Source organism: Rhodococcus sp. Leaf278 (assembly GCF_001426085.1).
Lineage (GTDB): Bacteria > Actinomycetota > Actinomycetes > Mycobacteriales > Mycobacteriaceae > Rhodococcoides.
Genome location: NZ_LMRR01000006.1, coordinates 126,918 through 142,654, shown reverse-complemented (window position 1 = coordinate 142,654; position 15,737 = coordinate 126,918). Strand labels below are relative to the sequence as shown.

Here is a 15,737-nt window from a genome sequence, read left to right as displayed (position 1 = left end):
GTTCGGTCGGTACTGAACAAGGAGCATATGGTGGCCATCGATCTGACGTACGACCCGGACATCGAGAAGCTGATCGACCGGACTCGCGCATTCACTCGAGACCACGTGCTTCCCATCGAGGACCGGTTTCTGGGCAACGTCACCGATGCCGGCGGCGACCGACTCCGCGTCGAGATGCAGGCGGCCGCGAAGGACGCGGGCGTCTTCGCACCACATGCGCCCGTCGAATACGGCGGCCACGGCCTGTCGATGAGCGACCGCGCCCCGGTGTTCGAGGAAGCCGGCTACTCACTGTTCGGCCCCATCGCACTGAACCTCGGTGCCCCCGACGAGGGCAACGTCCATATGCTCGCGCACATCGCGTCGGTGGCGCAGAAGGATCAATTCCTCGCTCCTCTCGCACAGGGAGACGTGCGTTCGGCTTTCGCGATGACCGAACCCGCACCCGGTGCCGGTTCCGATCCTGCGGCATTGACCACGGCGGCCGAACGGGTCGAGGGTGGATGGAAGATCAACGGGCACAAATGGTTCATCACCGGCGCCGACGGTGCGGGGTTCTTCATCATCATGGCGCGAACATCGGGTAAGCCGGGCGATCGAGGCGGAGCAACGATGTTCCTGGCCCCCGCCGACACTGCGGGCATCACGGTCGGCCGACATATCGGCACCTTGGACAAGGCCATGATCGGCGGACACTGCGAGGTGTTCTTCGAGAACGTTTTCGTGCCCGACGAGAACGTGCTGGGAGCCGTCGACGAGGGATTCGCCTACGCCCAGGTTCGGTTGGGGCCGGCCCGCATGACCCATGTGATGCGCTGGCTCGGGGCCTCTCGGCGGGCCCACGACATCGCCGTCGCCCAGGTCGCTCGGCGTGAAGGATTCGGCGGCAAGCTCGGCGATCTCGGCATGGTGCAGAAGATCGTCGCAGACAACGAGATCGACATCGCCGCTACCCGCGCACTGTTGATCAAGGCATGCTTCGAGCTGGACCGGGGTGGTCACGCGAGCAACGAGACATCCATCGCCAAGACGTTCGCAGCGGAGGCGATCTTCCGCATCGTCGACCGCAGCATCCAGATGTGCGGAGGGCTCGGCGTCTCGGACGATCTTCCGCTGGCGAGGCTCTCACGCGAAGTGCGGCCGTTCCGCGTCTACGACGGTCCGTCCGAGGTACATCGCTGGGCCATCGCGAAACGGACGATCGGTGCCGCCAAGCGCGCAGCGCGGGAGGCACAGTCGTGAGCGAGCTGCGGGGTATGAATCGCGATGCGCTCGAACGGTTCCTGCGCGAGAACGATATCGAGCTCGACGGCAGGCTGTCGGTCGAGATGATCAGCGGTGGTCGCTCGAACCTCACCTACAAGGCATACGACGACACCTCCACGTGGGTTGTTCGTCGTCCGCCCACCAGTGGCCTGACCCCATCGGCGCACGACATGGCCCGCGAATGGGCCGTCACCGAAGCTCTTGCATCCACCGACGTCCCCGTCGCCCGGACAGTCGCATTCGATCGCGACGGTTCGGTCCTCGGTGCACCGATGACCGTCGTCGAGTTCGTACCCGGTCGAGTCGTCCGTACGCGCGAGGACCTTTCCGACCTCACCGACACGCAGATCACGTCCAATGCAGAGGAACTGGTCCGGGTGCTCGCCAGGCTGCATGCCGTCGACCCCGCGGCCGTAGGCCTCGGCAGCTTCGGGCGACCCGACGGCTTCGTCACCCGTCAAGTCGCCACCTGGGCTCGGCAGTGGCAGAGCGTCAAGACTCGCGAGCTACCCGATGTCGATCGACTTCATCGCGCACTCGAGGCAGCGATACCGTCGCACTCGGCGTCGTCGATAGTCCACGGAGACTATCGCGTCGACAACACCATTCTCGATGCCGACAACGTCGGATCTGTTGCCGCAGTAGTCGACTGGGAGATGTCCACCCTCGGCGATCCCCTCACCGACGTAGCGCTGATGTGCATCTACCGCCAACCCGTGTTCGATGCGGTCCTGGGCGCGGACGCGGCATGGACGAGCGACCGGTACCCCTCGGCCGACGACCTTGCACAGCAGTACGCCGCGGAATCGGGGCGCGAACTGCAGAATTGGGGCTTCTACCTCGCCCTGGCCAATTTCAAGCTCGGGGTGATCGGTGAGGGCATCACCCACCGCGCGCTGGCAGGTTCCGACACCGGTGCCGGTGCCCGTAACGCTGCAGACGCCACCGGTGAGTTCATCGCGGCCGGGCTCAGGGCGCTCTCCGGGACGAACGAGTAAGCGCGCCTCAGACAGGTTCTCGCATCACGCCGATGTGGCGCACGGTTCCGGACAGGCCCGGGAGCTCCTTCGGTTCGGACCAGCCCACCATGTCCTTGCTGTCCGAGTAGAAGTACTTCTGGTTGGTGTAGTCGTCGTAGTAGAGCCGCCAGGTGCCGTCGGGCAACTCGACGACGGCGGGCCCTTCCTTCAAGGGACCGAAGTCTCGGAAGGTGGGATCCAGAACGTACGGACCACCGAGCGAGGGTGCAATCCAGTGCTCGATGACCTTCTTGTTCTCGCCCTTGGTGAATGCGTGGTAGACGGACCCCGCCTTCACCACCGTGGTGTCGATGTGATCGTTGATGATCCCCGTCAACGGGGTCGGCGAGCTCCATGTGGTCAGGCCTGGATCGGTCGCGGTCATCAGATACGGCACGAACCCGCCGCCGGCAGACAACGACACGATGATGCTGACGCGGTCACCCTCGACGAACCACTCGGGTGCCCAGGCCTTGGTGGTGAACGGCGACAGTGACGGTAGTTCCGATGAGCCCGCCGAGCCGGTGCCTGCTCCGGTACCGGGCAGAAGGAAGCAGCAGAAGGGAATCGGAAGGTTCTGCAGGAACGTCCAATTGACGCGATCGGTGCTGCGCGCGAAGCCGATCTCCGCTCCTCCACCCGTCGTGTACGTCACGTAGTACATGCCGTCGGTGTGCCTGAAAACGCTCGAATCACGCACCACACCGGCCGGCGGTCGGTACGCCCCGGTCTGCAGCGCGGTGTAGTTCGCGGCGTCGCTGGACTGGTAGACGTCCATGTCGCGGTCGCTGTCGTTGCTGAACGCCACCATCGTGTAACGCCACGCAGACGGTGCGGCGGTGCCGGTCCCCGCAGAGGAGAACAACAACCCCGCTACGGCGAGGACGACCATCGACACGGCGACCGATAACTTGCGAATGTTCGATGTCACCGATGCAGTATGTCCGACTCACGTGCACCATGCGTCACATCGAAAGCCGGTACGACAAATCGTTACCGCCGTTGTTACCCCTGCGAGAGAAACTGCGTTGCGGGCTTGGACTGGTACATCTCGTGATCGGCGTCATCGAGGATGTCCATCGCGCTTCGGGTGTCGTCGCGATCGACGGCGACACCACCGATGCTCGCCGTCACCGTCAATACCCGTCCCCCGGTCGTGATGGGAGAGGCCAGTTCGGCGCGCACATCGTCGGCTTCGGTGCCCGCACGATGCGGAATCACTGCCACGAACTCGTCGCCACCGATACGTCCGACGAAGGCGTCAGCCGGAAGTGCCCTAGTCAGGCGCGCGGCAACCACACCGAGCACGGCGTCACCGACGATGTGTCCGTGCAGGTCATTGATCGTCTTGAAGTTGTCGAGGTCGATGAACAGCACTGCCATCGCGCCGTCGCGAGCCGGCCGCGCCAGCTCTTCGTCGAGCCGCGCCAGAATCAGCGGCCGGTTCGGCAACCCGGTCAGATCGTCGTGCGTCGCGGCATGTTCGAGCTTCATGTTCATGCGGTAGGCGTCGGTGATGTCGACGAACGTGGCGACTACGGAGGAGGCCTGGCTGCCCGAAGTCAGCATCGTGGCCGTCAACGACAGCCAGAAGTTCCTGCCGTCTCGTCGACGCTCGACGCCGATCACCGCCTGGCTCGGCTGACCGGTTTTTCTCGTCACGGCGACCGGATGCTCGAACGGGTGAATCGGACTCTCGTCGGTGCCGTACACCCGAAATGGGAGGGATGACGCCCGCCCTGCCGTCTCGGCCCCGACCTGAAGGTCGAGGATGGTCTTCGCAGCGAGGTTCGCCGACTCGACTCGGCCGGTGTGATCGAGCACGACGACCCCGGCTTCGAGTGATTCCACGACCGCGGTGAAGTGGTCCTCGGCCCGTCTCACCGCGCTTCGGTCGGCGCACACCAACACCCAGCCGTCGGGCATCTCGGCCGCGGACACCACCACGGCGAGCGCGGTGCCGTCCGCATGACGATGCGACTCGCACAGCTGTCCACCGGCCCGAAGAATCGAGATCGGATCACACGGAACGCCGACCGCGTACGAGACGCTGCGACCGAGAACGTCGGCCGAGCACCTGCCGTACACCGATTCGGCGGCAGGGTTCCAACTCGACACCAGGCCGTCGGACGAAACACCCACGATGGCATCGCTGACATGCTCGACCAAGGCGGCTTGGTAGCGCAACGCCTTCTGTGCGGCCTTGTGCTCGGTGAGATCTCGCAGAATGACCTGAAATGCAGGCTCGCCGTTCCACACCGTGCGGACGGACACTGCTTCCATCGTCAGCGTCGTCCCGTCGAGTGCAAGTACCGTTGCTTCCGACGCTGCGCTGGCCGTGCCGTGAGTGTCGAGAGCGGCGATGCGCTCGAACATGGGCCCGATCGACTCGGCCGCGATGAAGTCCACGATCGGCCGACCTATGACGTCTCCGGCGCTTTCTGCGCGTAGATACCGCATGCCGGCAGGATTCAGATAGACCAGTACGCCCCGTCGGTGAACTCCGATCGCATCCGGTGAATGCTCGACCAGAACCCGGTAGCGGTCTGCCAATCCAGGCGACGCGGAACTCGAGTCAGGGTCGCCGACGCTCTCGCGCTCCCCTGGGGCCATGCTCGGTCCTCGCGTTCGTAGACAGGCGGTCAACACCCGATTGAACCATCAGATCGTATGTCGGTGCAGTTTCATGCCCGATATGGAACGAACGTCCTGTTCCCGACTGGACCGAGTACCGGTTTCAGGGGCTAAATCGAGGAGCGAGCCGAGTCCGGTTCGTTTACCTCGCAAAGAAACGGATATCGACGATGAGTACTCAGGGGATCGACATCACCGGGATCGGTGCAGTGTCCGGCTACGGCTGGGGCACGGACGCGCTGTGGAATGGTCTCGCCTCGGGCAAGGCGGCGGCCAGTCTCCACCACGATCGCACTCGACCGGGCAGAAATCCGGTGTGGCTGGCGAAAGTACCCGAAGGTGGAGACCACGCCGATGGCAGTCGGTTCGGACGGGCGCTTCGTGGGGCCGCGCGCGAGGCGATCGACGACGCGATGTCACGGGGCTGGCGTCCGGGTCGACGTGTCGGTCTCATCCATGCGGTTGTCCTGGGAGAGGTGGACGAGTGGCGAAACTTCTACCTGGAGGACGGCGGCGAGCGCCGGGTTCGGGACTACTTGACACTGATGCCGTCGACGCCGGTGTCGCTGTTGATGCAGGAGTACGGCTTCCACGGCCCCGCAATGAACGTCTCGGCCATGTGCGCGTCGGGCAACGCGGGTCTGCTGACTGCCAAGATGTGGCTCGATACCGGCTTCGTCGACGACGTCGTGTTCGTCGCCACCGATCTGTCGCTGACGCCGGAGAACATCGATCATTTCGTCAAACTCGGCGTCGGCGTCGTCGACGTGGAGCCCCAGGAGGGCTGCCGGCCGTTCCAGGAAGGCAGCCGAGGGTTCGGAATGGGCGAGGCGGCAACGGCTTTCGTTCTGTCAGATCGGAGCTCTGCGCCGTACGCTCGGGTATTGGGCGGTTCCATGACGCACGACGCCTTCCACGCCACCTCGATCGACCCGTCACTCACTCAGGTGCGGGCCTGTTTCGAGGAGGCGTTGTCCGACGCCGGCGTCACACCCAGCCAGGTGCGGTACCTCAATGCCCACGGACCCGGCACCGCGCAATGCGATGCAGCGGAGACGGAGATGTTGGAGACAGTGCTCGAGTCTCGCGCCCAGGTGTATTCGGTGAAGCCGTTGACCGGACATTGCCAGGGTGCGGCGTCGGCGATCGAAACCATCTCTGCGGTCATGGGATTCGAGCGCGCAATCGTGCCAGCGGCACCTCGGATCTCCGATGCCCATCCCCTGCTGATCGATGGATTCACCACGGCAGAACCGGGATTGACCGTCAAATCGTCATTGGGCATGGGCGGACACAACTCGGCGGTCGTGTTGGCTCCGGCGTGACTCTCGTTTCCTCACACTTGAGTGGCAGCTCCGCAGATTCCGCACTCTTCGAATTCGACGCGCTTCCAACGCGCGACCGGGACGAAGAACAGCGTGAACTGCTGGTACTGCTTCATCCGCATCCACTGAGTGGTGTTGTGGCACCGCGGGCAGCTTCGCGTTGCGCCAGGGCCGACGTGTTTGCGCTTGCTGCCGAAACCGAAGAGTAGGAACATCACCCCAGCATAGGTGGCCCGAACGACCGCCCAGCTCGGCGCAGTACACGTTCGAGCCACCATCGCATTCTCGCGATGGTGGCTCGAACGACTGCCGGGTCGGACGCAGTCAGCCGGCGATCATGCCATGCGGGTCGATGACGAATTTCTGTGCGACACCACTGTCGAATTCGCGGTAGCCGCGCGGTGCGTCGTCGAGCGTGATGACCGTGGCGTTCACAGCCTTGGCGATCGAAACTCGTTCCTTGAGAATTGCATTCATCAATTCGCGGTGATAACTCATCACCGGGCACTGCCCGGTGGCGAAGGACAGCGACTTGGCCCAACCGGTACCGAGACTGAGCGAGAGAGCGCCGCGCTGCGCAGCCTCGTCCACACCACCCGGATCGCCGGTGACGTACAGCCCTGGGATTCCGATGCCACCACCCGCCGTGGTGATGTCCATGAGCGAGTTGAGTACCGTCGCCGGTGCCTCGTGAGACGAATCTCCGCCGTGACCGCGAGCCTCGAAGCCCACTGCGTCCACCGCGGCGTCGACCTCGGGGATACCGAGAATCTGTTCGATCTGATCCTGCGGTGCGCCCTTGCCGACGTCGACGGTCTCGCAGCCGAAGGTTCGCGCTTGGGCCAACCTGTCGGCATTCATGTCGCCGACTATCACCACCGACGCGCCCAGCAGTTGCGCACCGACCGCAGCAGCGAGGCCGACTGGACCCGCACCGGCAATGTAGACCGTCGCACCGGGTTTCACTCCTGCGGTGACGGCTCCGTGAAATCCGGTGGGAAAGATGTCGGACAACATCGTCAGGTCCAGAATCTTCTCCAGCGCTTGGTCCCGGTCGGGAAACTTCAACAGGTTGAAGTCCGCGTACGGCGCCATGACGTACTCGGCCTGGCCTCCGACCCAACCGCCCATGTCCACGTACCCGAACGCCGAGCCGGGTCGATCGGGGTTCACGTTGAGGCAGATACCGGTCTTGCGCTCCTTGCAATTTCGACACCGTCCACACGCGATGTTGAACGGCACCGAGCAGATGTCTCCTACCTTCAGGAATTCGACGTCACGTCCGACCTCGACGATTTCGCCGGTGATCTCATGGCCCAGTACGAGCCCCTCGGGTGCAGTCGTGCGCCCGCGAACCATGTGCTGGTCGCTGCCGCAGATGTTGGTCGAGACGACCTTCAGGATCACACCGTGTTCACATTTGCGGCCGACGTTGGCCGGGTTGACTCCGGGTCCGTCGGTCAGCTCGAGGCCCGGAAAGGCGATGTCCTGAACCTCCACCTTCCCCGGTCCGGCGTACGTGACTGCGCGGTTGTCTGCCATGAGCTCTCCTCTTCGGTGAGTGAAATGCATGACCAGCGGGCCGAGATCATCGACCGGACGCGGATGTGGTCTGCATCACACCAGTATGCACAGTTTTGCATGTGCGCGTCTGCGTGGAACCAAGAACGAGCGCTACTTGACTCACTTGATGTTAGCGCTCACACTGTGTTGCACACGTCACAAGTCGGTGGCACAGCGAAGGAGATCTGCATGCCGGTGGACCAGTACACGGTAGGAGTGGATTACGGCACTCTCTCCGGCCGTGCAGTAGTCGTGCGCGTCTCCGACGGTGCCGAAATAGCATCTGCCGTACACGAATACCGCCACGCCGTGCTCGAGGAAACTCTGCCCGGCAGTACCGTCCGACTGCCCGACGCCTGGGCTCTGCAGGTACCGGACGACTATCGCGACGTCCTCCGCCGCGCGGTTCCCGCAGCAGTAGCGGCCGCCGGAATCGCACCGGACCAGGTAGTGGGCATCGGTACCGACTTCACCGCATGCACCATGGTGCCCACCTACGCGGACGGCACCCCGCTCAACGAAGACCCTCGATTCGCCGATCGACCACACGCATACGTCAAACTCTGGAAACACCACGCAGCGCAGGGACAGGCCGATCGCATCAACGAACTGGCCGCCCGACGCGGCGAGAGCTGGCTCCCCCGCTACGGAGGCTTGATCTCCTCGGAATGGGAATTCGCCAAAGCACTGCAGATTCACGAGGAAGACGCCGAGATCTACGAGGCCATGGACCGGTGGGTCGAGGCAGCCGACTGGATCGTCTGGCAGCTGTGCGGAACCTATGTACGCAACGCCTGCACCGCGGGCTACAAAGGCATCTACCAGGACGGGAAATATCCCTCGGTCGATTTCTTGACCGAGCTCGCGCCCGGTTTCGCTGGATTCGTCGCCGACAAACTCGATCAGCCTCTGGGCGAACTGGGCTCGCGCGCAGGCACATTGACCGCCGCAGCTGCGGCATGGACAGGGCTACCCGAGGGAATTGCCGTCGCGGTCGGCAACGTGGATGCTCACGTCACGGCACCGGCTGCGGGCGCAGTCGAGTCGGGTCGCATGGTCGCCATCATGGGAACCTCCACCTGCCACGTGATGAGTTCGACCGTGTTGACCGACGTTCCCGGCATGTGCGGCGTCGTCGACGGCGGCATCGTGGCCGGCTCCTACGGGTACGAGGCGGGCCAGAGTGGCGTCGGCGACATCTTCGGATGGTTCACGCGCACTTCGGTTCCCGCGTCGTACTCCGACGCAGCGGCGGCAGCCGGGGAGTCGGTGCACGAGTACCTCACTCGTCTCGCGGACATGCAGGATGTGGGCGAGCACGGTCTGGTCGCGCTCGACTGGCACAGCGGCAATCGGTCGGTGCTGGTCGATCACGAACTATCCGGGCTGGTCGTCGGAACCACACTGGCCACTCGGCCCGAGGACACCTATCGCGCACTGCTCGAGGCTACGGCGTTCGGTACCCGCGTCATCGTCGAGACATTTCGTGACAGCGGCGTCCCCGTCGAGGAATTCGTCGTGGCCGGGGGTCTGGCCCGAAACCCACTGCTGATGCAGATCTACGCGGATGTACTGCGAATGCCGTTGTCCGTCATCGCTTCCGCGCAAGGACCCGCACTCGGCTCCGCCATCCATGCCGCTGTAGCCGCCGGCTGCTATCCCGACGTGCCAGTCGCATCGAAATCGATGGGCAAGGTTCGCCGCGGTGCTTACGTTCCGGACGAGACGAGGTCGAAGGCGTACGACTCGCTGTACGAGATCTATCTGGAACTGCACGATCACTTCGGTCGAGACGTGCCGACGATGCGGAGGCTGCGAACACTTCGACGCGCCGCCCTGACAAGGAAGCTGGACGCGAAATGACGGTGGTCGACGACGTCCGCGAGGTCGTCGAGGAAATCCGCAAGGACGTGTGCGCACTGCATGCGGAATTGGTGCGCTACGGACTGGTCGTGTGGACGGCCGGCAATGTGTCCGCGCGCGTTCCCGGACGAGATCTCATGGTCATCAAACCCAGCGGCGTCTCCTACGACGATCTGACGCCGGACAACATGGTGGTGTGCGATCTGCACGGTCGAGTGGTCGAAGGTGAGCATGCGCCCTCCTCGGACACCGAGGCACAGGCATACGTCTATCGCCACCTCGACCACATCAACGGTGTGGTGCACACTCATTCGCCCTATGCAGTCGCATGGGCTGCGCGAGGAGAACCCATTCCGGTCGTCACCACGATGTGCGCCGACGAATTCGGCGGAGACATTCCGGTGGGTCCGTTCGCCGTCATCGGCGACGACTCGATCGGCCGCGGCATCGTCGACACCCTGGCCGGGAGTCGGTCTCCCGCCGTCCTGATGCAGAACCATGGAGTGTTCGCAGTGGGAGCCAGCGCTCGATCCGCGGTGAAGGCGGCTGTCATGTGCGAGGACGTTGCGCGGTCGGTGCATCTGTCTTACCAACTGGGACAACCACTTCGCATTCCGAGCTCCTCGGTCGACGCACTGTACGACCGATACCAGAACGTCTACGGCCAGCGCTGACCAGCGCCACGCACTCTTTCCACGGAAGGCACATTCTCCATGTCCGAAGTATGGTTTCTCACCGGCAGCCAAGGCCTCTACGGTCCCGAAACGCTCGAGCAGGTAGCAGTCCAATCACGAGAGATCGCAGACAAACTCGACGACGCCCTACCGGTGTCGGTCGTCTGGAAGCCGGTGCTGCTGGACGCCTCGTCCATCCTGCGGTGCATGCGCGAGGCCAACGCCGCCGAGGACTGCATCGGCGTCGTCACCTGGATGCACACCTTCTCCCCTGCCAAGATGTGGATCGCAGGCCTCGATGCACTGGACGTTCCGCTGCTGCACCTGCACACCCAAGCCGGAATGTCGTTGCCGTGGTCGACGATCGACATGGAGTTCATGAATCTGAACCAGGCTGCGCACGGTGATCGCGAATTCGGGCACATCGAATCCAGGGTCGGCGTCCTGCGGACCACCGTGGCAGGACACGTCGACAATCCGTCGGTACGGACGCGGGCGGAGCAGTGGGCACGTGCGGCACTCGGCCGGGCCGAGTTGCGATCGCTCAAGCTGGCCCGCTTCGGCGACAACATGCGCGACGTTGCGGTCACCGAGGGCGACAAGGTCGAGGCGCAACTACGCTTCGGCGTTTCCGTGAACACCTACGGCGTCAACGATCTCGTGGACGTGGTCGACAGCGTCGGTGATTCGGCCGTCTCCGAACTCGTCGACGAATATCGGTCGCTCTACGACATCGCCCCCAGTCTGGACAAGGACGGTGACCGCCATGAGTCACTCCGCTACGGTGCCCGCGTCGAAGCCGGTCTGCGGCAGTTCCTGACCGACGGTGGATTCAAGGCATTCACCACCAATTTCGAGGACCTCGGTGGGCTTCGTCAGTTGCCGGGGCTCGCAGTGCAACGACTGATGGCCGACGGCTACGGATTCGGCGGCGAGGGCGACTGGAAGACCTCGATGTTGTTGCGCGGCATGAAGGTGATGGCCGAGGGACTCGACGGGGGCACGTCCTTCATGGAGGACTACACCTACCATCTGGTGCCCGGAGAGGAGAAGATCCTCGGTGCCCACATGCTGGAGGTGTGCCCATCGATCACGACGTCTCGCCCAACGCTGGAAATCCACCCCCTGTCGATCGGCGGCCGTGAAGATCCGGTGCGGCTGCGATTCACCGCAGATCCGGGACACGGGGTCGTGGTCGGGCTGTCCGACGTCGGTGAGCGATTCCGATTGACGGCCAACGTGATCGACGTCGTCGAACCCGATGAGGCTCTGCCGAAACTGCCCGTGGCCTGCGCAGTGTGGGAACCGCAGCCGTCACTGTCGGTGTCGGCAGAATCGTGGTTGACCGCCGGCGCACCTCACCACACGGTTCTCAGTACGGCCATCGGTCTGCCTGTGCTGGAGGCATTCTCGGACATGATCGGAGTCGAGCTGCTCGCCATCGATTCCGGCACCACTACTCGTGGGTTCCAGCAGACTCTCCGATGGAACGCGGCATACCATCGGCTGGCTGCGAGGTTGTGAGCTGGTAGCGCCCATCGATCACCCATGTCGTCGGCGGTATTCCTGCTCGGCTCCGGGGTGCAGCGGAATGCTTCCGGTCATGACGAGCGATCGGGCGTCGAGGAACTGACTACCGACCGCCTGCCCCGGAACCAGTGCTGACGATCGATCCAGCAGTACTCCCACCAACGTCGCGACAACGCCGTCGGGCACCGCGGGGTGCGCCAAAAGCACGTTCGGAATCCCGACGGTGGTCACCTCCGGATGCTCGCCGTATACGTTCGCCGGAACGAGCACCGCCTCGTAGGCGGTACCGAATTCGCGGCGAAGATCAGCGACGACGGCTCCCAGATCGAGCAAGCGGATCGCGGTGCGTGGCTCGGCGAACGCCGGAGTCGGCAATCCACCAGCCCACATCACCGCGTCGATCTTGTTGTCGGCCAACGCATCTGCGGCCGAGGTCATCGACAACTCGACCTGCTCGACCGCAGCCGATCCGGAGACGCCCACCGCGTCGAGAACCCGTTGCGACACCATGGTCGCACCGGACCCCGTGGCTCCGATACTCACCCGACGCCCTCGCAGATCACCTGCAGTCCGAATGTCGGAGTCCGCTCGTACTGCTACCTGGAAATAGTTCTCGTACACGCACCCGACCGCCACGAGATCTGCGCTCGGATGGCTGTACGCCGCATCGATGAGAGTCAGCGCCAATTCGGCCCGTCCGGCATCGAGCGCCTCGAGGTTGTCGATGGAGCCGGCCGACGTCAGCGGAACGACCTCCGCTGCACCGGTGTCTGCGGCACCATCTGCCAACAGTCCGGCGAACTCCCAGAAGAAGCCGCCGACCTCACCGGCGGCGAGACGCAACCGTGGCGGCGGGTCCGAAGCGCACGCTCCCGTCGCAACGGCCACCGAGGAAACGAGAGCGGCCCGCAGAGCTGTCCTTCGAGAGAACAACGCTGCGGGCCGAGACATGTCACTTACTGTAAGACGCCACAGGTCGCTCGAATGCGCGCCCCTGTTCGCGGTCGAGCACGGTCTCGGTCTTGTTCCGCAGCACGAAGATGTACACCAAGAGCGAGATGGCGATGACGATCGTCACGTAGAGGATGAACCAGCCGACGTGCCCACCGTTCTTCGCGGCTTGATAGATCAGCGGAGCGGTACCGCCGAAGGCAGAGTTCGCGAGTGCGTATCCCAAACCGACCCCGAGAGCACGGATGTGAGAGGGGAACAGCTCGGCTTTGACGATCGCATTGATCGAGGTGTAGCCGGTGAGAATGACGTAGCCGACGCAGACCAGCGCCAGCGACTGCACCACCGACGTCGCCGACGGCAGGTAGGTGATGAGCACGTAGGTGTACAGCACCCCGCCGACGCCGAAGAAGACGAGCAGTGGCTTGCGACCGACCTTGTCGCTGATCAACCCGCCGATGGGCTGCAGCAGCATGAGGAAGACCAGCCCGAACAGGTTGATCCATGTTCCGGTCATTCCGCGGTCCTCGTACGCAGCCTTGATCATCGAGGGTGCGTTGACGCTGTAGGTGTAGAACGCGATGGTGCCGCCGGCGGTCACCATGAAGCAGATCAGCAGGGCGCGCCAGTGCTTGGTGACCAGTTCTCTCATGGATCCCGAAGATTGATCGGCTCCGCTACGAACGGCCTCGAGCTGATCCTTGGTGAGCGACTCGTCCATACTGCGGCGCAGCCAGAAGACGACCACGGCGGCGACGCCGCCGATGAAGAACGCGATCCGCCAACCGAAGTCCTCGATCTGCTCCCGCTCGAAGAAGACCTGCATCAACAGCAGCGTCACCTGCGCCAGAACGTGTCCGCCGATCAGCGTGACGTATTGGAACGAGGAGAAGAAGCCGCGACGCTCACGGGTGGCCGCCTCGGACATGTAGGTGGCCGACGCTCCGTACTCACCACCGGTGGCGAAGCCCTGCACCAGACGGCACAGGATCAGAATGACGGCGGCCCACACGCCGATGCTCTCCCGGCCGGGGGTGAACGCGATGACCATCGAGCATGCCGCCATCAGCGAGACACTGAACGTCAACGCTGCACGACGGCCTCTGCGGTCTGCGTAGCGTCCGAAGAACCACGAACCGACCGGACGCATCAGGAAGGTGACAGCGAAGATGCCGTAGACGTAGATCGTCGAGTTCTTGTCTGCCGAGTCGAAGAATTGATTCTCGAAATACGTCGCGAAGACGGTGTAGACGTACACGTCGTACCACTCGACGAGGTTGCCCGACGACCCACGCAATGTGTTGTAGACGGCGCGACGGGTGGCGGCGGGAGACGAGACCGGCGGTGTCGGACGAGATGAACCAGCGGTCGAGGTGGCCTCGTTGGCCATGGGCAGGTCCTTCCACGGATAGTTGTCGGGTGGGTCACCGAACTCGCTTCGGCAACCGAGTCCCTCCACTGTGACCCCCAGCACAGCCAGAACCAAGCTGTTTCGCGATTCCTAACACTCCCTTAGGAAACGGCCCTCGGTAGCCGAATCTCGACATGCAGTCCCGACGGACGACGAGACACGACCCGGAGGGATCCGCCCGCCCGGTCGGTGAGCGCATGAACGATGGACAGACCGAGGCCGGTTCCGTCGCCGTGCGCAGTCGACGCCCGAAAGAATCGATCGACGACTTTCGGCAGCTCGTCGTCGGGAACGCCGGGCCCGGTATCGGACACCCACACCGCGATGTCGGTGTTCGATGTTCGACAGCCCATCTCGACATTCGAACCGGCACCCGCGTACTTGGTTGCGTTGCTCAGTAGGGCATCGAAGATCCGAGTCAGGTCGTCCTCGGACATCGTCACTCGGCAGTCGTCCTCGCACTCCTTCGACGAGACGTGGACAGTCATGCCCGCCAGTACCACTGCACTCGACCAGAACTCCGCTCGATCAACAATGACAGCGCTCGGATCGCACCCTCTCGATCGCGTGCCGGACGGCGCTTCGGCGGCCGCGAGAGCGAGCAGGTCTTCGACGACGGCACTGAGTCGGTCGACCTCCAGGGTGGTCCGACGGTGCGATTCGGCTGCCGAATCGGGCACACGCATCCCGAGCACATCCAATCGTATCCTCAACGCAGCCAACGGGTTACGGAGCGAGTGAGCAGTATCTGCAACCAATCTGCGCTGCGCCGCGGTGGCTGCCTCCACATCGTCGGCCATGGCGTCGAACGCCCGGGACAGCTCGCGAACCTCCGGTGGCCCGTCGTAAGCGGCCGGCTTCGTCGTCGGTGCCTCGTCGACCGGTAGCCGATCGTGGAACTTGCCGCCGAACGAATGAACGCGCGAGGACAATGCAGTCAGGGGCCGAACGACCCAGCGTGACAACGCAACAGCGATCACCGCCACCGTTGCGAGAATCAGGAGAGCTCCGCCGGCGATCACCATCCAGGCAGTACCGACATCCCGACGTGCCGAGGCAGTCGACGCCTCGAGGACCACCGCGCCGTCCACCTGGGTTCCGCCGCCGACCGGTGCGGCGATCAACGCCGTCGGCTGCGACCACGGCACCAGACTCGACGGCATCTCACCCCGTTGGTTTCGCAATGCTCCTGCGATTGCCTCCTGCACGTCGGCACGTTCGAAATCCAGGCCGGAAAGCGCACGCGCCTGCCCGTTGCGATCGACGACGGCGATTCCCTCGCCGTACAGAGTGCTGTAACGCTGAACAGATTCCTGAAGGCGAGGGATCCCGGACCGGTCCTCGCGCGACCCCAGATCTGCGAAAAACGTTGCCGCCGCTGTCCTGTTCTCGGCGAATCGCTGGGTCCGCTCCCTGCCCACCAGCAGGGCCAAGGGGACCGCCAACGCCAGCACGACGACGGTCGAATAGATCATCAGCACCATCAGTACACGCAGTCGCA

The 15,737-nt window shown here is 63.9% G+C and carries 13 protein-coding genes; 6 read left to right on the top strand and 7 right to left on the bottom strand.

The window, feature by feature from the left end; translation table 11 throughout:
* Positions 1-30: 30 nt before the first annotated feature.
* Both ASG84_RS08260 and ASG84_RS08255 read left to right on the top strand, forming a co-directional pair.
* Positions 31-1,242 (top strand): acyl-CoA dehydrogenase family protein, encoded by a 1,212-nt coding sequence (locus tag ASG84_RS08260; RefSeq protein ID WP_057476557.1) that lies wholly within the window; start codon positions 31-33, stop codon positions 1,240-1,242.
* Positions 1,239-2,264, top strand: a complete 1,026-nt coding sequence (locus ASG84_RS08255) for a phosphotransferase family protein (protein ID WP_057476512.1) — start codon at positions 1,239-1,241, stop codon at positions 2,262-2,264. The genes ASG84_RS08260 and ASG84_RS08255 overlap by 4 nt, the downstream gene beginning before the upstream one ends.
* A gap of 7 nt (positions 2,265-2,271) precedes the next feature.
* Here the strand turns inward: ASG84_RS08255 and ASG84_RS08250 are convergent, their stop codons facing one another.
* On the bottom strand, positions 2,272-3,177 hold the full coding sequence (locus ASG84_RS08250; RefSeq protein ID WP_057476556.1) for a hypothetical protein: 906 nt from the start codon (positions 3,175-3,177) through the stop codon (positions 2,272-2,274).
* Between the two features lie 113 nt (positions 3,178-3,290).
* Complete coding sequence (locus ASG84_RS08245; protein WP_082520865.1) at positions 3,291-4,898, bottom strand: sensor domain-containing protein; 1,608 nt, start codon at positions 4,896-4,898, stop codon at positions 3,291-3,293.
* A gap of 191 nt (positions 4,899-5,089) precedes the next feature.
* Here ASG84_RS08245 and ASG84_RS08240 point away from each other — a divergent pair, with 191 nt between their 5' ends.
* A complete protein-coding gene (locus ASG84_RS08240) occupies positions 5,090-6,244 on the top strand; it encodes a beta-ketoacyl synthase N-terminal-like domain-containing protein (RefSeq protein ID WP_057476510.1) in 1,155 nt (384 codons plus the stop codon).
* 11 nt (positions 6,245-6,255) lie between these two features.
* Here ASG84_RS08240 and ASG84_RS08235 read toward each other — a convergent pair whose 3' ends face one another.
* Together ASG84_RS08235 and fdhA are read right to left on the bottom strand one after the other, a co-directional pair.
* Entirely contained in the window at positions 6,256-6,459 is a 204-nt protein-coding gene (locus ASG84_RS08235; protein WP_057476555.1) for a zinc-ribbon domain-containing protein, read from the bottom strand.
* A gap of 109 nt (positions 6,460-6,568) precedes the next feature.
* Entirely contained in the window at positions 6,569-7,786 is a 1,218-nt protein-coding gene (gene fdhA, locus ASG84_RS08230) for a formaldehyde dehydrogenase, glutathione-independent (protein WP_057476509.1), read from the bottom strand.
* Positions 7,787-7,996: 210 nt separating this feature from the next.
* Between fdhA and araB the strand changes: the two genes are divergently transcribed.
* From araB to araA, 3 genes are read left to right on the top strand one after another with little or no spacing between them, the layout of a single operon-like run.
* Complete coding sequence (gene araB, locus ASG84_RS08225) at positions 7,997-9,670, top strand: ribulokinase (protein ID WP_057476508.1); 1,674 nt, start codon at positions 7,997-7,999, stop codon at positions 9,668-9,670.
* Positions 9,667-10,344: an L-ribulose-5-phosphate 4-epimerase gene (locus ASG84_RS08220; RefSeq protein ID WP_057476507.1), complete on the top strand. Its 678-nt coding sequence runs from the start codon at positions 9,667-9,669 to the stop codon at positions 10,342-10,344. Before araB ends, ASG84_RS08220 begins: the two co-directional genes overlap by 4 nt.
* A 39-nt stretch (positions 10,345-10,383) precedes the next feature.
* A complete protein-coding gene (gene araA / locus ASG84_RS08215; RefSeq protein ID WP_057476506.1) occupies positions 10,384-11,868 on the top strand; it encodes an L-arabinose isomerase in 1,485 nt (494 codons plus the stop codon).
* A gap of 18 nt (positions 11,869-11,886) precedes the next feature.
* On the opposite strand, the gene ASG84_RS08210 is transcribed toward araA, so the two are convergent.
* The 3 genes from ASG84_RS08210 to ASG84_RS08200 form a co-directional block, all read right to left on the bottom strand.
* Positions 11,887-12,825 carry a TAXI family TRAP transporter solute-binding subunit gene (locus ASG84_RS08210; protein WP_057476505.1) on the bottom strand — a complete coding sequence of 313 codons (939 nt, stop codon included), beginning with the start codon at positions 12,823-12,825 and terminating at the stop codon, positions 11,887-11,889.
* A 1-nt stretch (position 12,826) separates the two neighbouring features.
* Positions 12,827-14,215 carry an MFS transporter gene (locus ASG84_RS08205; RefSeq protein WP_057476554.1) on the bottom strand — a complete coding sequence of 463 codons (1,389 nt, stop codon included), beginning with the start codon at positions 14,213-14,215 and terminating at the stop codon, positions 12,827-12,829.
* Positions 14,216-14,337: 122 nt separating this feature from the next.
* Positions 14,338-15,720, bottom strand: a complete 1,383-nt coding sequence (locus ASG84_RS08200) for a sensor histidine kinase (protein ID WP_057476553.1) — start codon at positions 15,718-15,720, stop codon at positions 14,338-14,340.
* Positions 15,721-15,737 lie beyond the last annotated feature (17 nt).